Annotated in this window: 25 protein-coding genes; 3 read left to right on the top strand and 22 right to left on the bottom strand. The window is 58.2% G+C overall.

The genetic code is table 11. The features are described from left to right. Positions 1–33: 33 nt before the first annotated feature. On the bottom strand, positions 34–633 hold the full coding sequence (locus AVCG78_RS12155) for a GNAT family N-acetyltransferase (RefSeq protein WP_071204973.1): 600 nt from the start codon (positions 631–633) through the stop codon (positions 34–36). A gap of 470 nt (positions 634–1,103) precedes the next feature. Next, positions 1,104–2,552, bottom strand: a complete 1,449-nt coding sequence (locus tag AVCG78_RS12150; RefSeq protein ID WP_071204975.1) for a hypothetical protein — start codon at positions 2,550–2,552, stop codon at positions 1,104–1,106. Between the two features lie 306 nt (positions 2,553–2,858). Here AVCG78_RS12150 and AVCG78_RS12145 point away from each other — a divergent pair, with 306 nt between their 5' ends. After that, positions 2,859–4,670: a potassium/proton antiporter gene (locus AVCG78_RS12145; protein WP_071204977.1), complete on the top strand. Its 1,812-nt coding sequence runs from the start codon at positions 2,859–2,861 to the stop codon at positions 4,668–4,670. 138 nt (positions 4,671–4,808) lie between these two features. Continuing rightward, positions 4,809–5,681, top strand: a complete 873-nt coding sequence (locus AVCG78_RS12140) for an MBL fold metallo-hydrolase (RefSeq protein ID WP_071204982.1) — start codon at positions 4,809–4,811, stop codon at positions 5,679–5,681. A gap of 17 nt (positions 5,682–5,698) precedes the next feature. Here AVCG78_RS12140 and AVCG78_RS12135 read toward each other — a convergent pair whose 3' ends face one another. Next, the gene (locus AVCG78_RS12135; protein ID WP_071204979.1) at positions 5,699–6,202 is read right to left on the bottom strand and encodes a pyridoxamine 5'-phosphate oxidase family protein; all 504 of its coding nucleotides are present in this window, start codon (positions 6,200–6,202) and stop codon (positions 5,699–5,701) included. A 264-nt stretch (positions 6,203–6,466) separates the two neighbouring features. Between AVCG78_RS12135 and AVCG78_RS12130 the strand changes: the two genes are divergently transcribed. After that, positions 6,467–7,213, top strand: coding sequence for a YebC/PmpR family DNA-binding transcriptional regulator (locus tag AVCG78_RS12130; RefSeq protein WP_015917027.1), 747 nt, complete (start codon positions 6,467–6,469; stop codon positions 7,211–7,213). A gap of 99 nt (positions 7,214–7,312) precedes the next feature. Here AVCG78_RS12130 and glmM read toward each other — a convergent pair whose 3' ends face one another. The 19 genes from glmM to ruvC form a co-directional block, all read right to left on the bottom strand. Continuing rightward, positions 7,313–8,665, bottom strand: a complete 1,353-nt coding sequence (gene glmM, locus AVCG78_RS12125) for a phosphoglucosamine mutase (protein WP_071204981.1) — start codon at positions 8,663–8,665, stop codon at positions 7,313–7,315. Between the two features lie 268 nt (positions 8,666–8,933). After that, on the bottom strand, positions 8,934–10,862 hold the full coding sequence (gene ftsH, locus AVCG78_RS12120) for an ATP-dependent zinc metalloprotease FtsH (protein ID WP_041698195.1): 1,929 nt from the start codon (positions 10,860–10,862) through the stop codon (positions 8,934–8,936). Positions 10,863–10,985: 123 nt separating this feature from the next. Continuing rightward, a complete protein-coding gene (gene tilS / locus AVCG78_RS12115) occupies positions 10,986–12,290 on the bottom strand; it encodes a tRNA lysidine(34) synthetase TilS (protein WP_071584777.1) in 1,305 nt (434 codons plus the stop codon). Positions 12,291–12,349: 59 nt separating this feature from the next. Beyond that, positions 12,350–13,351: a tol-pal system protein YbgF gene (ybgF, locus tag AVCG78_RS12110; RefSeq protein ID WP_071584739.1), complete on the bottom strand. Its 1,002-nt coding sequence runs from the start codon at positions 13,349–13,351 to the stop codon at positions 12,350–12,352. 216 nt (positions 13,352–13,567) lie between these two features. Then, positions 13,568–14,101 (bottom strand): peptidoglycan-associated lipoprotein Pal, encoded by a 534-nt coding sequence (gene pal, locus AVCG78_RS12105; RefSeq protein WP_015917022.1) that lies wholly within the window; start codon positions 14,099–14,101, stop codon positions 13,568–13,570. A 231-nt stretch (positions 14,102–14,332) separates the two neighbouring features. After that, positions 14,333–15,640 (bottom strand): Tol-Pal system beta propeller repeat protein TolB, encoded by a 1,308-nt coding sequence (tolB, locus tag AVCG78_RS12100; protein ID WP_015917021.1) that lies wholly within the window; start codon positions 15,638–15,640, stop codon positions 14,333–14,335. Between the two features lie 52 nt (positions 15,641–15,692). Next, positions 15,693–16,862, bottom strand: coding sequence for a hypothetical protein (locus tag AVCG78_RS12095; RefSeq protein ID WP_015917020.1), 1,170 nt, complete (start codon positions 16,860–16,862; stop codon positions 15,693–15,695). Between the two features lie 9 nt (positions 16,863–16,871). Further along, a complete protein-coding gene (tolR, locus tag AVCG78_RS12090; RefSeq protein WP_015917019.1) occupies positions 16,872–17,330 on the bottom strand; it encodes a protein TolR in 459 nt (152 codons plus the stop codon). Positions 17,331–17,379: 49 nt separating this feature from the next. Beyond that, positions 17,380–18,099, bottom strand: a complete 720-nt coding sequence (tolQ, locus tag AVCG78_RS12085; RefSeq protein ID WP_015917018.1) for a protein TolQ — start codon at positions 18,097–18,099, stop codon at positions 17,380–17,382. Positions 18,100–18,550: 451 nt separating this feature from the next. Beyond that, positions 18,551–19,000, bottom strand: a complete 450-nt coding sequence (ybgC, locus tag AVCG78_RS12080; protein ID WP_071205107.1) for a tol-pal system-associated acyl-CoA thioesterase — start codon at positions 18,998–19,000, stop codon at positions 18,551–18,553. 11 nt (positions 19,001–19,011) lie between these two features. Then, on the bottom strand, positions 19,012–19,572 hold the full coding sequence (locus tag AVCG78_RS12075; protein WP_071205106.1) for a DinB family protein: 561 nt from the start codon (positions 19,570–19,572) through the stop codon (positions 19,012–19,014). Further along, positions 19,562–20,071 (bottom strand): NUDIX hydrolase, encoded by a 510-nt coding sequence (locus tag AVCG78_RS12070; protein ID WP_071205105.1) that lies wholly within the window; start codon positions 20,069–20,071, stop codon positions 19,562–19,564. Before AVCG78_RS12070 ends, AVCG78_RS12075 begins: the two co-directional genes overlap by 11 nt. Then, the gene (locus AVCG78_RS12065) at positions 20,068–20,526 is read right to left on the bottom strand and encodes an NUDIX hydrolase (RefSeq protein ID WP_180216990.1); all 459 of its coding nucleotides are present in this window, start codon (positions 20,524–20,526) and stop codon (positions 20,068–20,070) included. The genes AVCG78_RS12070 and AVCG78_RS12065 overlap by 4 nt, the downstream gene beginning before the upstream one ends. A gap of 61 nt (positions 20,527–20,587) precedes the next feature. Then, complete coding sequence (locus AVCG78_RS12060) at positions 20,588–21,478, bottom strand: metallophosphoesterase (protein ID WP_071205103.1); 891 nt, start codon at positions 21,476–21,478, stop codon at positions 20,588–20,590. Continuing rightward, on the bottom strand, positions 21,475–22,518 hold the full coding sequence (gene ruvB, locus AVCG78_RS12055; protein WP_015917012.1) for a Holliday junction branch migration DNA helicase RuvB: 1,044 nt from the start codon (positions 22,516–22,518) through the stop codon (positions 21,475–21,477). The genes AVCG78_RS12060 and ruvB overlap by 4 nt, the downstream gene beginning before the upstream one ends. After that, on the bottom strand, positions 22,515–22,913 hold the full coding sequence (locus AVCG78_RS12050; RefSeq protein WP_041697040.1) for a PIN domain-containing protein: 399 nt from the start codon (positions 22,911–22,913) through the stop codon (positions 22,515–22,517). Before AVCG78_RS12050 ends, ruvB begins: the two co-directional genes overlap by 4 nt. After that, positions 22,864–23,172, bottom strand: coding sequence for an AbrB/MazE/SpoVT family DNA-binding domain-containing protein (locus AVCG78_RS12045; protein WP_015917011.1), 309 nt, complete (start codon positions 23,170–23,172; stop codon positions 22,864–22,866). Before AVCG78_RS12045 ends, AVCG78_RS12050 begins: the two co-directional genes overlap by 50 nt. Before the next feature lie 54 nt (positions 23,173–23,226). Next, positions 23,227–23,844 carry a Holliday junction branch migration protein RuvA gene (gene ruvA / locus AVCG78_RS12040; protein WP_015917010.1) on the bottom strand — a complete coding sequence of 206 codons (618 nt, stop codon included), beginning with the start codon at positions 23,842–23,844 and terminating at the stop codon, positions 23,227–23,229. A 25-nt stretch (positions 23,845–23,869) separates the two neighbouring features. After that, positions 23,870–24,379 carry a crossover junction endodeoxyribonuclease RuvC gene (gene ruvC / locus AVCG78_RS12035; protein ID WP_015917009.1) on the bottom strand — a complete coding sequence of 170 codons (510 nt, stop codon included), beginning with the start codon at positions 24,377–24,379 and terminating at the stop codon, positions 23,870–23,872. Between the last annotated feature and the right edge of the window lie 169 nt (positions 24,380–24,548).

Below are 24,548 nucleotides of genomic sequence, written 5' to 3'. Positions count from 1 at the left end.
TTTGGGACATTCAATTGCAAAAAAGTTGAGACGTTATGGTCTGGGTTTTTCGAGCTGCCAATTCAGGTTGGCTTTAACCGCCGGCCATTCGGACGCGATGATCGAATAGACGACCGTATCCCTGATGGTGCCATTGGCCATCAACATATTGGAGCGAAGCACGCCATCAAGCTTCGCTCCAAGCCGCTCGATTGCTCGGCGACTTTGGGTATTCATGAAATGCGTTCTAAATTCCACGCATATGCAATTCAGGACCTCAAAGGCGTGCTCTAATAACAGCAATTTGCATTCGGTGTTGAGCGGTGACCTCTGCACGGACTGTCGGTACCAAGTTGCACCAATTTCTAGCCTCCTATTGGCGGCGTCGATGTTCATATAGGTGGTCATTCCGACAGCTTTGCCTGTCGCTTTTTCAACAATGGCAAATGGGAGCATCGAGCCGATGGTGCGCAGCCCAAGCCGCCTTTCGATTTCAGCACCCATGTTTTCTGGCTCAGGCACCTTTGTGTACCAAAGGCGATGCAATTCTCCGTCCCCAGTGGCTTCGACCAGATCATCATGATGCTCCATCGTCAGCGGAACGACGGATGCAAAGGTACCTTCTGCTGTGAACGGATCTGGCCAGATTGGCATTGAGCAAAACTCCTAAGCCGTTTCGAGGGATACGGCCACTGGCCGAATTTTATCCCAGCGATGCTACTACAGAGGGTTCTAGAATCCAGCGTCCCGCGTTTATCGATCCGATGAATAATTTGAATGATGGCGTTTCTAATTTCAGAAACGGCAGCGCTTCGCGATGACAACGAAGGGAACAAACCGATCATTGGCGGCCGAATGCAAAGGTGCTTCGCCTCCATTTCGGTTGTTCGGCACTCCTGCGGCGTTTCCACAAAGCGAAAGTGCCCCTGTCCTTCGGCTCCTTTCAACAGCCAGGAAACAGGATTGGAAAAATCGAGCTTTGAATGGTCCAATTTTCTGTTTCGGCGTCGTGTTTGACCACACCATAGGTGCCGAATAATGACCCCAGTCGCGCCTAAAAAGTCGCAAATTGATCAGCATGTTAACCTGCGCGGACTAGGGTCTTTGTTCCGCGCAGAGAAGTATCAAACTTCAACGCTTACCTGAATACCACCTGGAGCCTCGCCTGCGGTGACCGGAACATCCGGGAATCTTACGATGCCTGACATTTCGATCATGGCCACGCGGCAGCGGCGAGCAAATTCGTCGTCTGAAGTGCCGGAAAGATACTGTGCGGCGGCGTACAGTCGGTCGGTCGACACTAATCCGCATGACATAGATGTGGCCGAGGCGATGCACTTGTCGGTGAACTGAGTCTCGCGCTCACCCGGCTTCGTCAGGCGATAGCCGTTTCCGAACAGAATGCCTTTGGCCAGCTGATGGACTTCTTCGCGCTGCAGGTCTTCGTGCAAGTTAGTTGACAGCTGGCGCAGCTTCTCGATGTTTACTGCTTTGTTGTCTTTGCCTTCAGCTTCACCAAGAAGGCGCCCTTCCGCGCTCTCAAAGACCGCATCGAATTCCGATTTCCCGTCCTCATATGGTTCTGCTTTGAAGCCGAGCACCGTCAACGCGGCGATGATCGCGGCTTCCAACGGCTTGCCCTTCTCGAAGAGCAGCGCGCGTAGCTGCCCGGCATCCTCCAGCTGGCGGGATAGCTCTTCCTTGGCGCGCTGGGCTTTCTCCAGTTCTGTCTCTGCCTGGAGGAGCAGCTGTCGAAGCTCGATCTCCGGGGCGAGTGCGAATTCGTCAGCCGACGCCCATTCTGGCTGCGGCGTCTTCTCACCGTCGCTGGCAATTGCCTTCGATAGCGCGACAATTTCCCCAATCAGGGACGCGCTGAATTGTTCTCCTGCCGGGGACCAGACTTCACCTTCCTCTTCATCCTCAGCGAAAAACTTCTCGGCGATAAAATCCATGTCCGGAAGGAGCAGAAGCGCGCCAGCGGAAACCTTGCCCTTAAGAAACAGGCCGACAGGCTTGTGTCCGTGTTCAGTCTGAACACACACACCTTTGGCGTTGCTGTCCCAGACCACGTTATACTTGGAGGATTGCCCAAACTGCTTCCAGTAAGGAGCCAGCAAGTCGCGCGCGCCAGTGGCCAGCGTCATCGCGGTACCCTGTGTTGCCGTCCAGTGTGACGTAACAGGCAAGCAATCATAGCTCGTAATCTGCTCGACGTGTCGAGTAACCTTCTGATTGCGGCCGGTACCGGACGTTGATTTCGCGCCGGTTGCAGCGAAGACCTCCACAGGGGGCGTGAGGAATCCTACCACTAATTTTCCGGCTTCGACCGCCTGAGCGATCTCCCGCCGCCAATGTGCGTTCGCCTCGCGCATCTCGAACGACTTGCGATCGTTGAGGGCCAACTTCCCCATGTACTCGCTGTTATCGTACTGGTACTTGGTGAAATCCGACACGACTGGCCGAAATAGCACGATGTCCCAATCCAGCAGTGATTTCTTTTCAGTGAAATCCGCAAACTCTATGTCCTCGCCTGCCAGATAAAAACCGACAGTCAAAATCTTCTTAGGCATGCAACCCCACCGTCCCGTTGATGGCTCCGAATGTAATGTCGGCCAAATATCCATTCAAGCTTGGCGGTTGCGGTCATCCCCGAAAAAGTGACTTTTGAGTGTGGAACTCTTCCCCACCCCCATTTTCCCCCTTATCGCCATATTTCGTTTTGTAATTTCGCCCCAGTCTGGGAATAGTATTCCTAAGGGAATTCAAGGCGATTCTGCCGTCTCTTCGTCAGCCACAGTGTCGGATCATGCGGTCTTGAGCGCCGGGTTGGGTACCGGACTGTGTGGTGGGGCACGGGGTAAGAAAGGGGCGCAAGGTTGGAACATTTCTACATCGTCACGCTGGTTCTGACGGCGCTGATCCTGTTTGCGGCTTTTTCCAGCCTGATCGCCTTTCGCTTTGGCGCGCCGCTGCTGCTGTTGTTTCTGGTGATTGGATTGATGGCCGGGGTCGATGGTCTCGGCATTCATTTCGACAATCATTCCGTTGCCTATACCATCGGCTCGCTGGCGCTGGCCGTTATCCTGTTTGATTCCGGCTATACGACCTCGTTGCAATCCTTCAAACAGGCGGCAGCGCCGTCGATCATGCTGGCGACAGTCGGGGTTTTGTTGACGGCGGGTCTGTTCGGTCTGCTGGCCGCCTGGATGTTAAAACTGTCGCTGCTGGAAGGCATGCTGCTTGGCTCCATCGTCGCCTCTACCGATGCGGCGGCGGTGTTCTTCCTGCTGCGGATTGGCGGCATTAATATCCGCGACAAAGTGCGCTCCTCGCTGGAAGTGGAATCCGGCACCAATGATCCGATGGCGATCTTTCTCACCCTGGCGCTGGTGCAGATGGTGTCCACCGGCAAGGATCATACCGGCCTCGATTGGAGCCTGCTGCGGATGTTCGTCGAGCAGATGGGCATGGGCCTGGCGCTCGGGCTGATCGGCGGGGCGATGATGGCGATGATCGTCAAGAAAATCCCGATTGATCGCGGCCTGTTGCCGATCATCGTGCTGGCCATGTCGATGGTGATCTTTTCCTATACCGGCGCCATCGGCGGCAGCGGCTTTCTGGCCGTCTATGTCGCGGGCATCTATGCCGGAAACCGCAAAATCCCCGGCAGTGCTTCCATTGCCCGCTTCCAGGAGGGCATGACCTGGCTGGCGCAGATCATCATGTTCCTGGTGCTCGGGCTCTTGGCCACGCCGTCGCATTTCATCAAGATCCTGTTTCCGGCGGTGGTTCTGGGCCTGTTTCTGGTGTTTATCGCCCGGCCCGCAGCGGTCTGGCTGTGCCTCATTCCCTTCGATTATACCCATCAGGAAAAGCGGTTCATTTCCTGGGTCGGCTTGCGCGGTGCGGTGTCCATCCTGCTCGGCATTCTGCCGATCCTCGGTGATCTCAAGGGTGGTGAGGTCTATTTCAACACCGCCTTCATCGTGGTGATGATTTCGCTGCTGCTTCAGGGCTGGACCATCAAGCCAATGGCCAAACGGCTCGGCCTGATCATCCCGCCGCGCATCGGCGCTATCGACAAGGTGGAGCTGGATCTGCCGGGCGCCGCCCATCACGAGTTGCTGTCCTATCGCGTCGTGGCGGGCAGTCCGGTGCTGAGCGGCGCGCGCATTCCGCGCTGGGCCATGCCATCGCTGGTGATCCGCGATGGCAAATCCATGCGCTACCAATATGCGGGCCGGCTGCGGGAAAACGATCAGGTCTATCTGTTCATCGCGCCCGGTTATCCGCGGCTGCTTGACCGTTTGTTTGCCAGCAAGGCGCCTGTCGATGATGACGATAGCGAGTTTTTCGGCACCTTCACCATTTCACCCTCGCGTCCCGCCGCCGAACTGGATGCGGCCTACGGACCCGGGCTTTTGAACGAGGCCGACCGGCAAAAAACCATTGGCGAACTGATGGAAGCGCGCCTGGGCGGCAAGGCCGAATATGCCGACCGGGTCCGGCTCGGCCATATCATCCTGATCGTCCGTGATATCGGCGAAACCGGCCATATTTCCTCCGTTGGCGTCTCCATGGAAGCTGTCGCGCCAACCGATAACGCGCCCGCCTTCCTTAGCCTGACCGGCATGGCCCATTGGCTGGCGGGCCTGCGCCATAAGCTGCGGGCGGCTGTGCAAAAGTAGCGGCCAAGACCGACCCCGATGCCCTATCCCATGGGGCCGGTCACATTTCAGCATAAATTCCATGCGGCGCTTTTATACGGCGCATTCTTCGGTTACTTTGGTGTGCATGATGCAACGCTGGCATGAGCTGAGGCGGGCATGATGACGCGAATGCTGGTGATTTTCGGTATTCTTGCTGTTCTTCCGGGCTTTGCCCTGGCGCAAGACAATAGCGCTGCCGCACGGCCTCCCGTTAGCCGCCCTCCCGTCAGCCAATGCCAATTGGTTGCCAAGCAGCTTCCCGGGGCTCGGTTTTCTCCCGCCGAATATGTAAGCGCTGGCACGGATAAAGGACCGCTGCGCCTTGCGGCTCTGGCGGAAAACGTCACCATCACTTTTCTCGGCCATTCCACCTTCGAAATCGAAACGCCGCAGGGCTTGACCATCGATACCGATTACAGCGGATACCTGCGCTCCGCGCGGGTGCCGGATGTGGTAACGATGAACAAGGCCCATTCCAGCCATTATACGCTGTCGCCCGACCCCGGCATCGCCCAGGTTCTGCATGGCTGGAACGATGCGCAGCCGGGGGAGCCGGTTCACCACAACCTTGTGGTGGGCGATGCCTATATCCGCAATGTGGCCACCGATATCCGCAGCTGGGGCGGTGATTTCGAGCCGAATGGCAATTCGATCTTCATTTTCGAGGTCGCCGGCCTGTGCATTGGCCATCTCGGTCATCTACATCATGAATTGACGGACAAGCAATTTGCCGCCATCGGCAGGCTGGATGTGGTGATGGTGCCTGTCGATGGCGGATTGACGCTCGGCAGCGACAGTATGAGCCGAATGGTAAAACGGCTGCGCTCGGCGCTGATCCTGCCCATGCACCGACGCGGGCCTATTATGAATGACTTTGTTGGAATGTTCGGTCCAGGTTTTGATGTCAGGGTTGCCGAGACCAATGCCGTGACAGTGTCCATGCGCAGCCTGCCAAAAAAGCCGCTGATCCTGGTGCTCAGCGGCTTCTAAACGGCACATAAAATCCGTTAGGCAAACGTCAGATGGTGGTGCTGCCCCACATCCGGTAGTTTTTCGCCGTCAATATTGGCCTTGGCGATTTCCCAGCCGAATTTCAGTGGATTGCCGGTCGAGGCCCAGACTTCGGCATCGTCGATATGCAGGGCGAGCATGGTGAGGTCGGGGTCTTTCTTGCCGTTATGATACCAGGCCTCGACCACCGAGCTCCAATATTCATCGATCTTGCTCGGATCGCGGCGCACATCGATAACGCCGGACAGGCTGGCATGGTAATCGTGGTTTTTGCCGACAACGCAGAAATGCGCCCGGCTGCCAGGGCGGATATTCTGGACAAAATCTGAATCGGTCCGGGTGAAAAACCACACCGTATTGGTTTTCGGATCTCCGTAAGGTGCCATCGGCTGCATATGCATGGTGGAGCCTTCCAGGCCGAGCATGCCGGCGTGAATGGCTTCGATTTCCTCCCAAAGCTGGCGGGCGGGTTCTTCGCGGGCTTCCGTGAGATTGACCATTGGCTTTCCTCTCTTCTTGCTGGTGTTCTTCAGCAGGGCAACGGAAGGAAAGCCTTATTGTTCCAGGGCAGAAGGGCTCTTCGCACCTTCGCCCCCCTTGAATGGCGAGCCACAGGGCCTTATAAGGGCGCCAATTCGCGGCTGCATGAGCAAGCGAGCTCAATCCGGTTCGAAATCATGCAGCAAAGAGAGAGCGTTAAAGCGCGCCTGACGGATCACGACCGATGCCGCAGGATGCCACAAATCAGATGTCGCAGGGGTGCCATGGCCGGCCATTCACAGTTTAAAAACATCATGCATCGCAAGGGCAAGCAGGATTCCGTGCGATCGAAAATGTTCTCCAAGCTCGCCCGTGAAATCACGGTGGCGGCCAAGGCTGGCTTGCCCGATCCGACCATGAATGCCCGCCTGCGCCTGGCCATCCAGAATGCCAAGGCGCAATCGATGCCGAAAGACAATATCGAGCGCGCCGTCAAGAAGGCATCGGGCGTCGATGGCGAGAATTACGAAGAAGTCCGCTACGAAGGCTATGGCCCGGGCGGCGTCGCGGTGATTGTCGAAGCTTTGACCGATAACCGCAACCGTACAGCCTCCAATGTCCGCTCGACCTTTTCCAAGGCTGGTGGGGCACTGGGGGAAACCGGATCGGTTTCCTTCTCCTTCGATAAGGTTGGCGAAATCACCTATAAGGCCAGCGTTGGCGATGCCGATGCAGTGATGGAAGCTGCCATCGAAGCTGGTGCGGAAGACGTGACCAGCGACGAAGACGGCCACACGATCATCTGCGGTTTTGAGGACATGAACGAAGTCTCCAAGGCGTTGGAAGCGACGCTTGGCGAAGCCGAATCCGTCAAGGCCATCTGGAAACCGCAAAACACAGTGCCTGTTGATGAAGACAAGGCGCAATCGCTGATGAAGCTGATCGAGACGCTGGAAGACGACGATGACGTGCAGAACGTCTATTCGAATTTCGAGGTTTCGGAAGAGGTGATGGCAAGGCTTTCCGCTTGATGCAATCCATGCCGCGCTGTTGAAAGCGTAGAAAAGAACGCAATGCAAAAAGCCCGGCTATGGATTTAGCCGGGCTTTTTCAGGTGAAAAGGTGAGGTTTTACGCCGCTTCGCGGCTGTTGGCGATCACGCCGATCAGGTCGTTGACGATCCGCTCGATCTGGCTGCGGTCGTCGCCTTCGGCCATGACACGGATCAGCGGTTCGGTGCCGGACGGGCGGATGACCAGACGGCCATTGCGGGCCAATTCGCTTTCGGCATCGGCAATGGCCTGGCGGACGAAACTGTCTTCCAGCGGCTTGCCGCCGGAAATGCGGACATTGCGTAGCAATTGCGGCACGGGATCGAAGCGGTGGCAGATCTGGCTGACCGTCTTGCCGGTGCGCTTCACCGCTGCCAGAATTTGCAGGGCGGCAACCAGGCCGTCTCCGGTCGTGCCGAAATCCGACAACACGATATGGCCCGATTGCTCGCCACCAATATTGTAATGGTTTTGGCGCATATGCTCGACGACATGGCGGTCGCCAACCTTGGTACGGGCCAGTGTCAGGCCCTTGCCGCCCAGAAAGCGTTCGAGGCCGAGATTGGACATCACGGTGGCGACAATGCCGCCACCCTTGAGAGTCTGGTCATTGGCCCAGCTTTCGGCAATCACCGCCATCAACTGGTCGCCATCGACAATCGCACCGGTTTCATCGATGATGATCACCCGATCGGCATCACCATCGAGCGCGATGCCGATATCGGCGCGCACCTCGTGGACTTTCTTCTGCAGTGCTGCCGGATGGGTGGAGCCGCATTCGAGATTGATATTGAGACCATTCGGTTCGTTGCCGATGGTCACCACTTCAGCGCCCAATTCCCAAAGTGCCAGAGGCGCAACCTTATAGGCGGCGCCATTGGCGCAATCGATGGCGATCCGCAACCCGCTCAGCGTGACATCGCGCGGCAATGTGCGTTTGACGAATTCGATATAGCGGTAAATGTCGCCATCGACGCGCTTGGCCCGGCCTATATCCTCAGCCCTGGCCAAGGGGAGGGGCGCTTCCTGGTTCAACAGGGCTTCGATTTCAGCTTCCAGCTCATCGGACAGCTTGTAACCATCGGGGCCGAACAGTTTGATGCCGTTATCGGCAAAGGGATTATGCGAGGCCGAGACCATGACGCCGATATCGGCGCGCAGCGAGCGGGTCAGCATGGCCACAGCCGGTGTCGGGATCGGGCCGAGCAGAAACACATCCAGGCCCGCGGCGGTAAAACCGGCCACCAGCGCCGTTTCCAGCATATAACCGGAGAGGCGGGTATCCTTGCCGATCACCACCCGGTGACGATGCTGGCCGCGACGGAGGATGGTACCGACGGCAATGCCGACCTTCATGGCGAGATCCGGCGTCATGGGAAAGACATTCGACTGTCCGCGAATACCATCGGTTCCGAAATAACGTCGTGTCATGATGTCTCCTGAGGTCCAAAGCTTTTTCGCCGTCTTTAGCGCGCGAAATGCTCTTTCTTTGTTTTTACGCATCGCATTGACCGGCAATGCCTATGTGCGCAGGCCGTCCGCCGTTCATTCATCGCTCATCGCATGTTTTAACGGCGCATTCACTTAAATTACCGTCAACATTGATTATAACCCGTTACCACATAAAAAAACCGCCCGTTCAAAGGGCGGCTTTTCGTTCTGTGACCGATATCAAGGTCTTTTTACGAGACTTGGCGGATCAATGCGCTTGGGGTTCCAGTCCGGCTTCCGGTTCGCCGCCCTTAGGCGCGTCCTTCTTACCGGTGGAGGGAACCGCAGAGCTGCGGGTTGGGCCATCTTCACCACTGTCGCGTGTTGGCTTTTCGCCACGGATCAGCGCCTTGATTTCCTCACCCGACAGGGTTTCGTATTCCAGCAGGCCTTCGGCTAGAATAACGAAGGCATCATGCTTCTCGGTGATGATACGACGGGCCTCGGTATAGGCTTCGTCAATCAGGCGGCGCACTTCGGTATCGATCTTCTGCGCCGTTGATTCCGAGACATTCTTGCTCTGCGAGACAGAATGGCCGAGGAACACTTCCTGCTGGTTTTCACCATAGGCAACCTGACCGAGGATATCGGAAAAGCCCCATTGGGTCACCATGGCGCGGGCAAGTTTGGTGGCCTGCTCGATGTCTGAAGACGCGCCGGAGGTGATGTTTTCCTTGCCGAAGGTGATTTCTTCGGCAACACGGCCACCCATCATGATCACCAGACGCGACACCATCCACTTATAGCTCATGGAGTAGCGGTCGCCTTCCGGCAATTGCATGACCATGCCAAGGGCGCGGCCACGCGGAATGATGGTTGCCTTATGCAGCGGGTCAGCGACCGGCACGTTTAGCGCGGTAATCGCATGGCCGGCCTCGTGATAGGCGGTCAGCTTCTTTTCGGCTTCGGTCATGGCGGAGGAACGGCGTTCCGCACCCATCATGATCTTGTCCTTGGCGTCTTCGAATTCCGCCATGGTGACGACGCGCTTGTTGCGGCGCGCAGCCATCAGGGCGGCTTCGTTAACGAGGTTCATCAGGTCAGCACCGGAGAAGCCGGGCGTGCCACGGGCCAGAACCTTGAGATCGACATTGGGAGCCAGCGGCACGTTGCGGGCATGCACCTTCAGAATGCGCTCGCGACCGATAATGTCGGGGTTTGGCACCACGACCTGGCGGTCGAAACGGCCCGGACGCAGCAGGGCTGGATCGAGAACGTCGGGACGGTTGGTGGCGGCAATCAGGATGATCCCCTCATTGGCCTCGAAGCCGTCCATTTCGACCAGAAGCTGGTTCAGCGTCTGTTCGCGCTCGTCATTGCCACCGCCGAGACCCGCACCACGATGGCGGCCAACGGCGTCGATTTCGTCGATGAAGATGATGCAAGGCGCATTCTTCTTGGCCTGTTCGAACATGTCGCGCACGCGGCTTGCGCCAACGCCTACGAACATTTCAACGAAATCAGAACCGGAAATCGTGAAGAACGGCACATTGGCCTCGCCTGCGACCGAGCGGGCCAGCAGGGTTTTACCTGTGCCGGGAGGGCCGACCAGCAGCACGCCACGCGGAATTTTGCCGCCCAGACGCTGGAATTTCTGCGGATCGCGCAGGAATTCAACGATTTCCTCAAGATCCTGCTTGGCTTCGTCCACGCCAGCCACATCTTCAAAGGTGACGCGGCCATGTGCTTCGGTCAAAAGCTTGGCCTTGGACTTGCCAAAGCCCATCGCGCCGCGCGAACCGCCCTGCATCTGACGCATGAAAAACAGCCAGACACCGAGAATGAGCAGCATGGGCAGCAGAGTGCCGAGATAGCTGAGGAAGCCGGAAGACCCGTCGGACTCAGGACGAGCAACGATCATCACATTCTTGGTTTGCAGTTTTTCAAGCAGATTGTCATCCACGACCGGAGCATAGGTCTGGAAGGCGGCGCCGTTTTCGCCATAGCTGCCAATGATACGGTTGCCGGTGACGGTCACGTCGCGAACACGGCCCGAATCAACTTCACGCAAGAATTGCGAATAGGGAATCTCGCGGGAACTTGTTTGCGACGGAGACGTCTGGAACATGCTGAACAGCGCGACCAATAGCAAAGCTATGATCGCCCACAGCGCGAGATTTCTAAAATTTGGGTTCATCGAACTCCCCAGAAAAAATGTTCGGCGCATGAAAACGCCGTATCGTCGGACAGTAACATAGGTTTCCTGAAGCGCCTTGCCAAGGCAAAGCGCGGCCCCGACTTCGTTTTCCGTCAATAAGATTTAAAAACAGGGTGATAAAAAGCCTGGTGCGTCGAAAAGACCCGCCAAAGCCACGGCGAGCGGCCAGTCGAACCCCGGGAGAAACCCCTGGTAGGGGGCAATCACAGGCGTGGCGTGCAGGTTTGGACCGATCCCGGGGAGAGATTGGCGGGCCAGCGCCGCCAGTGAAACGGGCAGGGACGAGGCGGGGAGGGGTGAGGTGGCCAGGGTGGGGGACGTCTGATCTGTTTTGGTTTCGCCCGGCTGCACCCGGCTTTCCGCCCTGCCGATATTGCTGATGTGCCAGCGGCCGTCCCACAGCACAGTCTCCCCTGGTTTCACAATACCATGCGGCAGATTGCGCCCTTCACGTACCAGATAGATGCCGTGGCGATGACGATGTGCAAGGCAGCGACCGAGTGTCACCCTGGCGCCAGGTGGCTGTTCGCAAAGGGCGATGAGCCGCACAAGCGCATCCTGCCCAGGCCCATGCGGCTGGCCTCCCACAGTTGCAATCAGTGCCTGCAAGGCATGGCAAAGGATCGCACGGGGTGCCTCGAACAGGGCATTATCGAGATCGACAAGTCCTGGCAGAGGCATGGTGGCATGGGTGGAGACTAAAGCGGCGGCTCCTTGCGACAGAGACAGGCGCTCATTCTGGGGCAGGCCGGGCTGCTGGTCCGTTGAGAGGTTGGCTCGGATACGGGCGCGCTCATAGGCGGGGTTGTCATTGCTGGGATCATCGACCCAGCCATGCCCACGGTCCTGCAAGAATGCGCGGATGGTCTGGCGACGCGAGCGCAGAAGCGGTCGGGTGATCCAGATAGAATTTTCAAACAGGACGGAGCTGGCCATGCCCGCAAGGCCGGTCGCCCTAGGGTTTCGACTGCGTTTCTCACGCATGGCGATGGTCTCGATCTGATCGTCGGCGGTATGGCCGGTCAGGATGGCAGCAGCGCCGATCTCTTTGGCGATCTCGGCCAGCAGCCGGTAGCGGGCGGCCCGGGCGGCGGCGGAAATTCCTGATTTCGGCTTGTCGCCTACCCAGCGGCGAATCACATGGGGAATGCCGAGCGTTGCGCAAAGCGCTGCAACCGTTTCGGCTTCTGCGGCGGAGCCATTGCGAAGACCGTGATCGATGGTGGCGGCGTGAAGGGTGACGGTTTTGGCTGGCATGGCTTGCAGCTGTTCATGCAGGGCAAGCAGCAGGCCGGTCGAATCGCTTCCGCCGGAAATCGCCACCAGAAGGCGCAAGGGGTGGTTTATTCTGTCAAGGAAAGCGGCAATGGCGGCGTCAGGAGGGACGGCGGATAGAGTGTCCGTCATGAAATCGCCCAGTCGGTCGTGGCCCGGAAGCTGTGTGTCCAAACCGGTGTCGGGCGGCATCAGCAAGCCAGGCGCTTCTGCTCGCTGGCGGCCTTGTTCTGCACGGCCTTGGAGGCGTCGGGATAGCGCTTGTTCACTTCGCGCAAGGTGGCGCAGGCGGTGTCCTTGTTGTCAAGGGCAGCCAGCGACATGCCGAGTTTCAGCAGCATTTCGGGCGCCTTGGGTGATTTTCCGTAGCCCTGGTAGGCCTTGAGGAAGGTCTCAGCCGAATCCTTGTAGCGAGCCTGCGAATATTGCGCTTCGCCCAGCCAGAAATTGGCGTCGGCGGCCTTGCCGCTTTTCGGATAGCGGCTGATGAAATCGCGGAATTCGCCTTCCGCCGCCTTGTAGTCACCCGACAGCACATGGCTATAGGCGATCTGATAGAGATCCTGCTCGCCGCCGAGCGACGCGGTTTTGGTTCCGCTCTGACCGGCAGGTGCCGTACCCGGCAGGGTGCTGGCGTTGGAACCTGCCGAACCATTGACGCTGGCGCCGACCGGATTGCCGCTGTTGTCCATTTCGATCGAGCCAAGCGTCATTTCACCGGGTGCAGCGGAGCGCCCGCCGCCAGCCGGGCTTGTTGCCTGGCTGCCAGCGGTTTCTCCGATGATCTGGCCAACACCGTCACTGCCACCAGCCGGCTGGCGCGCCGCTACCGACGGGCTGGTCTGGCCGGGGGAGCCTGCGTCACTTCTTTTTTTTTCCAGCTCCTGGAATCGGAATTCGTTGTCTTCCTGCGCCTTACGGATGGTTTCCTGCATTTGCAGCAGCTGGTAGCTCATGTCCTCGATTCGCCCGTTCAACTGGCGGATCTGGTCCTGCAATTGCTGGACTTGAACGATGTCACTGCCCTGCTGCTGGACCTGCTGCACTGGCATGTCGCTGACTGGCGCTGGCGGCGTGTGCTGGCGTTCGAAAAGCGAAAAGGCCAAGGCACTGCTGCCCGCTTGGACTCCGAGGATTGGGGGGGCGAGAATTGCAGTCATTCCCACCATCCCGGCCACGACAAGTCTCTTCATCGATGTGGTTCCTGTTTTCCGTGTTATTGCCCGATTGATGTGCGCCCGTCAGGCTTTGCTGTCGAATATCGACCGTCAAGCCTGCGATGTCTGCCAATAAAGCTTTTCTCTGTTCTTTGCAAAAAGCAACCGAGTTCGGCCAAAGTGTGAAGAAAACAAAAGGGCGGCCCGAAGACCGCCCTGTTTCTGTCATGAATGCAGGCACGATTTCGTGAATTACATTCCAGAGCCGCCGAGAACCGTCACGGCGCGACGGTTCTGCGACCAGCAGGAAATATCGTCGCAGGTGGCGACCGGACGTTCCTTGCCGTAGGAAATCGTCTTGATCCGGTTGGCCGGAATGCCACGCGACACGAGATAGGCCTTGGTGGAGGCGGCACGGCGGGCACCGAGCGCCAAGTTGTATTCGCGGGTGCCGCGTTCGTCGGCATGGCCTTCGACGGTGATCGGATACTGCGAATAACGCTGCAACCACTGAGCCTGGCGGTCCAGCGTCTGCTGGGCGTCGGCGCGGATCGAGGTTGAGTCGGTATCGAAGAAGATCCGGTCGCCGACATTGACGGTGAAGTCCTGGGTAGAGCCGGGTGTTGCAGCACCTGCGCCGCCAAGGCCAAGCTCGGACGCGCTATTGGGCATGTTCTTCTTGGAAGCGCAGCCAGCCAGCGCCAGCGTCATGGCGAGAGCGAGAATGGCGGGGTTGCTGGCAAGCTTTTGCATGCGGCTCATTACCGGGGTTACAGTGCGGCTCATGGCCGATCTCCTTGCAAGTAGTGTGGGGCAGTCATTGTGCAGTGATGGTGGGCAGCCGGTTGGGCGGTCCGTGTGAGCAGTGCCGATTGACACTGGTGTCAATCGTGGTTGCCGAACTCTAATCAATCCTGGTTAACCAGAAGCAAACGGTCATGGTTAATCTTTACTTAATTCACGACCGGTCATCAAATGCAATCGCCTTCCGGCGGGAGCCGGAAGGCGATGAAAGTGCTATTCGAGAAGCGGCGACCAGGCTGGGTCGGACGCAAAGCTCGGAGTTTTGACCAATTGCTCGTTATAGCCGGTCAAGTCGATGGAATAGAGCTGCGGTCCGCCTGAGCCTGCGGCCTGGCGGAAGAACATCAGCACGCGGCCGTTCGGCGCCCAGGTCGGGCCTTCATTATGGAAGCCGGTGGTCAGAAGCCGCTCACCCGAACCGTCCGGCTTCATCACGCCGATAGAGAATTTTCCGCCCGATTGCTTGGTAAAGGCGATCAAGTCTCCGCGGGGCGACCAGACCGGAGTGGAGTAAGAGCCTTCGCCAAAGGAAATGCGGGTCTGGCCGGAGCCGTCGGAATTCATCACGTAAAGCTGCTGGCGTCCGCCACGGTCGCTCTCAAACACGATCCGGCGTCCATCCGGCGCATAGGACGGGGAGGTATCGATGGCCGCCGTGCTGGTCAACCGGGTGGTGGTGCGCGAGCGCAGGTCCATCGTGTAGATGTTACTGTTGGCGTCCTGTTGCAGGCTCATGATCACCCGCTGACCATCCGGCGAGAAGCGCGGCGAGAAGGTCATGCCGGGGAAATTGCCGACCACTTCGCGCTGTCCGGTTTCCAGTTGCAGCAGGTAGACGCGCGGCTGGTTGCCCTCGAAGGACATATAGGTCACTTCCTGGCGGTTCGGCGAAAAGCGCGGCGTCAGCACCAGATTGGCGGTATTGGTCAACATGCGGACGTTTTCGCCATCCTGGTCCATGATGGCCAGCTGGCGCTTGCGGTCGGTCTTGGTGCCGCTTTCGGCCACGAAGACGATGCGGGTATCGAAATAGCCCTTTTCGCCGGTGATGCGCTCATAGATCGCGTCGGCGATGATATGGGCGACGCGACGCCAGTTTTCAGGCTGGGTATAGAATTGCTGGCCGCTCATCTGCTGGCCCGCATAGGTATCCCACAGGCGGAATTCGGCGCGCAAGCGGCCATCGCCTTCCTGGGTAATGCGACCAACCACCAGGGCCTGGGCGTTCAGCACCGTCCAGTTCTGCATGTTGGGCGCCTGATCGGGATTGATCTGCTTGTCGATGAAGGCGCCGTGATTGACCGGGGCGAACAGACCGGAGCGTTTGAGGTCCGCCTCCACCACGGCCGAGATCTTCGCGCCGATGCCATTGGCCGACAGGAAATCGGGAATGGCGATCGGCATCGGCTCGACATTGCCCTTATTGATATTGATCTCGACCAGCGCCATGGCCGGCGTGGCAAAGGCGCCCGCCATGCCGACGAGGACGATCAGGATACGCAGGAGTGAGAATGTCTTCATAAGGGCAAGCCTTTCAGCTTCTACATGAATTCGTGTGGGCATGAATTCGCTTTTACATGAATTCGCTTGGATCGAAGTTGACGACAACCTCGGACCAGGCATCGTATTTTTCAACGGGCAGGTTCTTGAACGGCACGGATTTCAGAATGGCGCGGCGCGCGCTTGAGATCATCACCTGCTGGGCGCTGGGCGATCCGCCGGTCGCCGTCACTTCCGGCTCGCCGATCAGATTGCCGCTCTCGTCCAGTTTGAAATGAGCGCGGATCACCATGCCCTGGGCATCGCCCATGCCTGACAGCACCGACCAGTTGTTCTGAATCGCGCCGCGCAGGGCGTCCATTTCACTCTGGCTGAGTGTCGAGCCGCCCGTGGTCTTCTTGCCGCCCAGCGCCGCCTGTTCGGTGGAGCGCTTGGCACCGCCACCGGCAGCATCGGTCTTGTTCAGCAGGGCTGCGATCTCATCGGCGTTGAAATCGCTTTCCTTGGAGGATTTCGCCTTGGCCGCCTGCTGGTTTTTGTCAGCCTTTTTAACGTCCGGTGCCTTGGCTGCCTCGGTCTTCGGCTTGGCCTCCGTTGGCTTTGGCTCAGGCGTCTTGGTCTCCGCAGGCTTTGGCGGCTCGGGCTTCGGCTTGGACGCGGGCAGGGGAACGCTGGTCGGCAGCGGAATGTCTTCGGCCTTGGCGACTTCCTGGGGTTTTGCTTCCGGCTTCGGCTCGGGTTTGGCCTCCGGCTTTGGCGGTTCTGGCTTCGGTGGTTCCGGCTTTGGCTCTGGCGTCGGGGTCGGCACGTCCTTCGGCACCGGCACGGCTTCCTTGGAAGGGGCTACCGCCGTCTCTTCCTTGGCAATTTCCTTGACGTCATTGGTTTCGTTGTCCTGCGTCGGCAACACCTTGTCGACCTTTTCAGGAGCTGCTGCGGTTTCCTGCTGCGACGGCTTTTTCGACGGCGTCGGCGGGGTCTTCATGTCGACTTCGTTGTCGCCCATGTTTTCCGCGTTCTGAACGGTGCTCGGCTTCTTGGTCGGGGTGGGTGCCGATTTTTCGCGCTTCGGCGCTTTTTTATCACCCTGCTGGATCTGGGTCAGTTCCGAGATCGGCACGATATCGACGGGCAGGGCCTCGACATCGGCGACTTGCATGGGCGCAGGCGCGCTAATCGTCACCAGCGCCATGGCCAGCAGCGTTGCGTGCAAAATCGCAGATGTGACGAGACTGCCTTTCATTTCGAAAGATCACTTGTCCTGTTCTTGCAGGGTCACAAGGCCGATATTCTTGTAGCCAGCCGAAGAAATGCGCGCCATGACCTTCATGACCGTGCCATAGGCAGCAGCCGTGTCGCCGCGCACATAAATGCGTTCATTGTAACCTGTTGTTGCAATAGCCTGGAGCTTGGGAACGATTTCCTCAAGCGGGATTGGGCTTTCCTGCAAATAGATTTCGCCAGCCGGATTGACCGAAATGGTGATCGGCTGCGTATCGGAATTCATGGCGCTGGCCTGGGTTTCCGGGAGGTCGATCGGCACGCCGACCGTCATCATCGGGGCTGCAACCATGAAGATGATCAACAGCACCAGCATCACGTCAACCAGCGGGGTGACGTTGATTTCGCTGACCGGACCGCGCTTGCCGCCCCGGCGCCTGCTGCCGCGGCGGCCACCGCCGCCTCCATTTGCTCCTACCGACATGCCCATCTGATCAATTCCTTTCGCCGACCTTGCCCAGTCGTTCTAGACTGGAGCCTTATTCCGCCGCCTGGCGAGGCTGGAGCTTCTCATCGATCTGTCGCGACAGTATGGCGGAAAACTCGTCGGCAAAGCCTTCCATGCGCGAGGACAGTTTGCCCGCTTCGCCGGAAAATTTATTGTAGGCGATAACAGCCGGAATAGCGGCGACCAGACCGATCGCCGTTGCCAGCAGCGCCTCGGCGATACCGGGGGCAACGACCGCCAGATTGGTGGATTTCGAACCGGCAATCGCCTGGAACGAGGTCATGATACCGATAACCGTGCCGAACAGGCCGATGAAGGGACCAGCCGAACCGATGGTGGCCAGCGAGCCAAGACGGGCTTCGAAATGTTCGGCCTCGCGCGCCATGGTGACATCCATCGAACGGTCGATACGCATCTGCAAGCCAATGGGCGAGCGTGCGCCGCGCTCAAAGCTCTTCTTCCACTCCCGCATGGCGGAGACGAATATGGCCGCCAGCCCGGTATTGTTGCGCTCTGCCAGCGTGCGATACAATTCTTCCAGCGACTGGCCGGACCAGAACACCTGTTCGAACTGGTCGAACTGGCGGCGCGCCTTGGCGAAGCTGACATATTTGTCGATGACGATGGCCCAGGTCCAGACGGAGGCGCCCAGAAGCCCGATCATCACGATTTTCACGACCCAGCCTGCCTGCATGAACAGGGCCCAAAGGCTGACGTCGTGGCTTGCGGCTGCCAATCCTACTTGTTCCATCGCTACCGTTCCTAAAATCCAGACGCCCGGACGTAAAGAGACCGGGCGGATTTACAGCTTTATTTGCGCATCACGCGGGCTTGCGCAAACAACGCTGTAACAAATTCGTTTTTCTATGCAATCATCTCTGCACCATCAGGCAGTGTGATCGATCATGCACTTATACGAAGGCTCATTGAAGATGACCCTTCGTATTCCCCTTGAAAATATCTCAAGCTTTTGATGCATTTGAGATATTTTCAATTCTTCAAGTCGAGGATGCGTCAGCATCTTCGAGACCTGGTATTATATACTGATGTGCCGATAGGCGCGGTGGCGTTTCATCAACGCGATCCGCCATCCCCAAAGCACCCAGCTTGCCTTTTTGCCGCTAAATTTGGTCAAAGGAAGGCGTGCGGCGCACAAAGCACCGCAAGGTTAGTAAGACATCATTATTGTTAACGATAGGTTATCAGCCGGGCGTGAAACCGAGGAACTTCTCGGCGATTGTTTCCGGCAGGCGGCGCGGACGCCCAAATTTGTTAACGACGGCAATCACAACTTTTGCGTCTATCAACCTGCGGTCACCGCTATTAATGGTTTGCCGCAGCACCATCTTGGCACCCCCGGCCTTTTCGGTGATCGTCTCGATAACAAGGATGTCATCCATCCGCGCCGGGCTTTTGAAATCCAGCTCCATGCGGTGTACGACGAAAACCAGCCCTTCCTCATCGGCATGGATCAGCTCGCTCTGTTCGCAGCCGAGACAGCGCAGATAATCAGTGCGTCCGCGCTCAAGGAAATGCAGATAGCGGGCGTGATAGACCAGCCCGGAAAAATCCGTGTCCTCATAATAGACCCGCTGGACGAGACGATGGCCGCCTTCGATCAGCTGGCCGGAAATGGAAAATTCATGCGTCATAGTTTGCCTTTTCAATGACCGAGATCGGCTTCTGTCCAGCCCAGTCGCTGCATGTCATCGGCCCGGTCGCGGAAATCCGTCGCTGTTATGAACTCATCGAGCTGCGGCGGCTTGACGCTGGTGCCAGTCAGCATCGCATGGACCTGACCGCGATGGTGGGTTTGGTGGTGGAACAGGTGGAAGAGAAGATCGTCACACCGTTCAATTTGCAGCCTCGTTCCGCGATGCACTGTGACGTCTTGGGCAAGCGCGTCGGCGGTGAGAGCATCGCACAGGGTTAGAAGACGCTGATCCACAGCGGATTGGGCCTTGTGCAAGGTGTCAACAGTTTCAAAAGGCTCCTCATTGTCAAAGGCCGCTGGACCAAGGGTGCCGCCTTCCAAGGCATCCACATAGAACCAATCGACGGTCAGAATGTGGTTGAGCGTTGCCTTGATCGACGGGAAGAAACTTGTGCGCGGCGCTTCAAACTCACCCGGTTGAAGCTGCGCGCAGGCACCCAGCAATCTCGCATTGGCCAGGGTGTTGTTGCGGGCCATCTTGCGAAAGATGCGGCAGGGATCAATGGGCATGGCTGTCCTCATCCACAATCAAGTGTTCAACGCGCTCTGGCAAACGGTTCATATAGTCGCCCAGAAAGGCTGGCCGGATATCAAAAGCTGCAAAGGCTGCTGCGGTTGCTGGCACCCAGCGAAACAGCACCTCGGTCGGACCATCAACCACGCGATGGACAACATCATCCCTGTGGAAGGGCAGGGGCACATCCATGTTCAGGAGATAGTAAAATCCCAGTTCGTGGGCGCGGTAATCATCAAAAGAAAAGAAAACCTCAGTCGTGAACAACAGGCGCTCAATGCGCACCGTGCGGTCGATTTCCTCCTGCATTTCGCGGATAATTGTCTGCTCGCTGGTTTCACCAATTTCCGCCCGGCCACCGGGCAAGGCCCAATAGCTTTCATTGACGCTTCTTTGCACCAGCAGATGATCGTTGTGCAGGATCACGCCCGCCACCCGGAAGGTGAACAGTTGCGGCTTTTTATCCAGCCGGATCATGTGGCGCTCAACGGTCATTTGTCGTCCAGATTTCCATCATCCCACACCAGATGGCGGGAGGTTTGGGGCAGGTTTTCAATCTCGTCGGCGATGAAATAAGGCGGGATATCAAGAGCGGTCAATGCTTGTTTGGTGGCTTTTGCCCATTTGAATTCCAGCGCGTTCTTTCCATCCTGGATGCGGTGAATGATATCCGTCTCATGGAAGGGCAGGGTGTCTGGCAGGTGCATCAGGTAATAATAGCCCAGTTCGTGCCAATCCCGGCCCTCGTAGTGGAAGAAGTTTTCGACGCTCCACAAAAGCCGGTCGATCCTGGCCTCGACACCGAGTTCCTCAGCCATTTCGCGGCTCAAGGTTTCCTGCGAGGTCTCGCCGATTTCGGCCCGGCCACCGGGAAAGGTCCAGAATTTTTCATGTACGGCGCGATGCACCAGCACATGTCCATTGCGAAAAGCCAGACCGGCAATGCGCATCTGGAAGATGCGGTTCTGTTGCTTGATCCGAATGCGATTGTCTTTGGGCACGTTCCCGTCCTTATGCCAGATCGATGACAAGGATTTCCGGCGGTGAACCGAAGCGGACCGGTGCGACGGAACAGCCAAGTCCGCCCGAAACGATGATATTGCGACCACCTTCCTCGCGATGGCCATAGACATAGCGTGAGCCGAAGCGCGATGGCACGACCGGTGTCCAGCCGAACAGATTGACCTGTCCGCCATGGGTATGGCCCGAAAGCGTCAGCGAGACCCGATCCGGCACGGCGGGAAAAATATCCGGTTCATGGGCCAGTAGGATGACCGGGGCATTGTCTGTCACCTTGGCCAGCGTGCCGGGTAGGTCGTCTAATCCCCGCATCCGGTGATTGCCGGTCAGATATGCCCACTGGTCTTCCAGCCCGGCCACCCAGAAGGGGTGATCGTCTGACCCCAACCGCACCGCGCTGTTGGACATCGCATTGATACCGACGCTGCGCAGTGCCCGATGGGCCATGGTCTCTGGCAGGCGTTGCAACTGCGCCTCGCTATCCTGCCACCAATCGTGATTGCCGCAGACGGCGTGGACGCCATAGGGTGCTTTCAGCACAGACAGGGCTTTGGACCATTGCTCTGGTGGCACCACGCCTGTCACCAGTTTCATGCCGGACATGTAATCGCCCAGCAGCAGGATGACATCGCCACCCAGCGTGTTGGCGTATTCGCAAATCCGGGCGATCCGCTCGGCGGGCATCCAGGGTTCGCAGGCATGGAAATCGGCAAGCGCGACAATCCGCAGGCTTTGACCCTTCGGCCAGCCGGGTGGGGAGAGTTTGTAGCGGGTGGTTTCCAGCCGCAGCAACGGCTCCACCGCGCCAGCATAGCCGCCAAGCGACAGGATACCGGCGGCGCTGCCTGCCAGCAGCTTGAAAAATGTCCGTCTGGTTATCAATCGTCATCCTCAAGGGTCAGGCGAAACTGCGCGGCCTCCATGTCTTTCGGCGGCATCAGGCCCAGATGTTTCCAGGCAATCGCGGTCAACACGCGGCCACGGGGGGTGCGCTGGATGAAACCTTGCTGGATCATATAGGGCTCGATAATATCCTCGATGGCGTCGCGCGGTTCGGACAGGCCAGCGGCAATGGTTTCAATGCCGACTGGACCCCCACCAAAATTGACGGCAATCATGGTCAAATAACGGGTGTCGAGCTGATCAAGGCCCATATTGTCCACTAACAACCGCGTGAGCGCCTCATCGGCGATCTCGCGGGTCACAGCAGGGGCGCGGGCGACCTCGGCAAAATCGCGCACCCGGCGTAGCAGCCGGCCTGCAATGCGCGGCGTACCACGGGCGCGCCTGGCAATTTCGCGCGCTCCGTCATCGGTCATGCCAAGGCCCATCAGGCGCGCGCCGCGCCGCACGATCAGCTCCAGCTCCTCGACCGTATAGAAAGACAGCCGCACCGGAATGCCGAACCGGTCGCGCAAGGGCGTGGTCAACAGGCCAAGCCGGGTGGTGGCGGCGACCAGGGTGAATTTGGAAAGGTCGATCTTCACCGAGCGCGCCGCCGGGCCTTCGCCGATGATCAGGTCAAGCTGGAAATCCTCCATCGCCGGATAGAGAATTTCCTCCACCGCCGGGCTCAAGCGATGGATTTCATCGATAAACAAGACGTCGCGCTCTTCCAGATTGGTGAGGAGTGCGGCGAGATCCCCCGCCTTGGCGATGACAGGACCGGAGGTCGAGCGGAAATTGACGCCCAGTTCCTTGGCCATGATCTGCGCCAGCGTCGTCTTGCCGAGGCCCGGTGGGCCGACGAACAGCACATGATCCAGCGCCTCGCCCCGGTTCTTGGCGGCTTCGATGAAGATCTTCAGATTGGCGCGGGCCTCCGCCTGGCCGGTAAAGTCGTCCAGGGTCTGCGGTCTGAGCGCCGAATCAACGTCTTCGCCGCGCTTTTCCGGGGTGAGGACAGGGTTTTGAGCGCTCATGTGAGGAGTTCCATGCCAGAAATTGCTTTCGCGGCTTTTCGGTCAAAGGTAACTGTGTGGCTGGCACCGTGGCGATCAGCAATATAGGCAATGATCCGGTCGGAGAGGTCGTCATTGCGTGACATCTCGTCCTCGATCATGGCGTCGAGACGATCTTCGTCTTCAAACAGAAACTGTTCCGAGGGTAAAAGTTGACGCAGCACCTTCGTGACATCTTCGTTTGTGAAACGATAACTGCGTTTCAGAACCCAGGCCATTTCAGCAACGACAACCAGCGAGACAAAGGCCGGATCGTCCATCGACCGTTTGGAAATGAAGTTTTTTGCCGCTTCGAATTGCTCGGGATCATCCGCCAGAAGAAACCTCAGAAGCACGTTTGTGTCTATGCCAATCACGCGTAATTCTCCTGTCGTCTTCTGCGAGCGATTCGCCTATGGCCGCATCCATCTCTTCCAGAGACATCGGCGGGCGGGACGGATCGTGCAGCAATCCCGCAAGCTGCATGGCATTACCATTTTTGACACGCAGGTAGACCCGATTTCCCTGAGTGACATAACGGACCTTGTCGCCGGGCTTCAAACCCAACATATCCCGGATTTCAGCCGGAATCGTCGTCTGTCCCTTCGACGTGATAGTACTGTCGTAAATCGCCATATCGATCTCCTTACTTTTTCACAATAGTAAGGAATTCTGCCAAAGGCAAGGAAATCACCGCGATAGCTCCTTCAAGCCCAGCCGGATAAGCTTCGCGCTATCTGCGCCTTCACCACCGTTTTTCAAGGCGGCGGCGATGGCGTTGGCGGCCTGGTCGCGGGAATAGCCGAGATTGGTCAGGGCTGACACCGCATCGGAAACCGGGGCGGAGGCAACGCCTTCGCCAAGCTCCTGCTTGAGACCTATGGCGCTTCCCGCATCCCCGGTGAAGGCCGGAGCCTTGTTCTTCAATTCGGTGACAAGACGCAGCGCCACTTTCGGGCCGACGCCGGGGGCTCTGGCAATGGCGGGTTTGTCTTGGAGAGCGATGGCATTGGCGAGTTCGGAAGGGGTGAGGGTGGCCAAAATCGCCAGCGCCACCTTGGCACCGACGCCCTGGACGCTTTGCAGGAGATTGAACCATTCCCGCTCCAGCGCGCTCATGAAGCCGAACAATTTCAGCTGGTCCTCGCGCACATAGGTCTCGATGAACAGCACGATGGCTTCACCGGGAGACCCCAGCCGCGCCAGGGTGCGGGACGAACAATGCGCGACGTAACAGACGCCGTGCACATCGACCAGCACATGGTCGTCGCCGATCTCGTCAATGGTGCCTTTGAGCTTGCCAATCATATGCCATATCCAATGAAAAGAGTGATTATCCCGCCAGCGCCCGGCGCATCCGCTCACCGCCGCGATTATGGGCGTGACAGATGGCGATGGCCAAGGCATCGGCTGCATCATTGCCCTTGAATTCGGCCTTCGGCATCAGGATCTTCAGCATCATATGGATCTGCTGCTTATCGCCATGGCCGACGCCGATCACCGATTTCTTCACCGCATTCGGGGCATATTCCGCCACCGGCAATCCGGCACGGGCAGGCACCAGCATGGCGATGCCACGCGCCTGGCCGAGCTTCAGTGTCGCGACGGCATCCTTGTTGACGAAGGTCTGTTCAACCGCCGCTTCATCCGGCTGGTGGAGATGCACCACATCGGCCAGCCCATCATGCAGCTGGCACAGTCTGGACGCCAGATCCATGTCTCCATCGGACATGACTGTACCCGATGCGATGAAGCGCAAAGAATTGCCCAACGTCTCGATAACGCCCCAGCCGGTGCGGCGCAGGCCAGGATCGATACCGATAATGCGAATCGCGCTTGTCATGGAAAAATCCTAATCCTTTTCGCGCCAGATGTGCCAGCAAAAAGTGAACAAAACAAAAACATTCACTGTGGATTAGTCATTCGCTTGCGCCTGTTCCCCAAGCCTGTCGCGCAAAGATGTGATCGCGCCTTTCCGCTCTCCTCCTCTGGTATTCGCGTCAGGATTACAT

Origin of the sequence: Gillisella vitis (genome assembly GCF_021559775.1) — a bacterium.
Classification (GTDB): Bacteria; Pseudomonadota; Alphaproteobacteria; order Rhizobiales; family Rhizobiaceae; genus Allorhizobium; species Allorhizobium ampelinum.
This window is presented reverse-complemented; position numbering and strand designations above follow the sequence as displayed.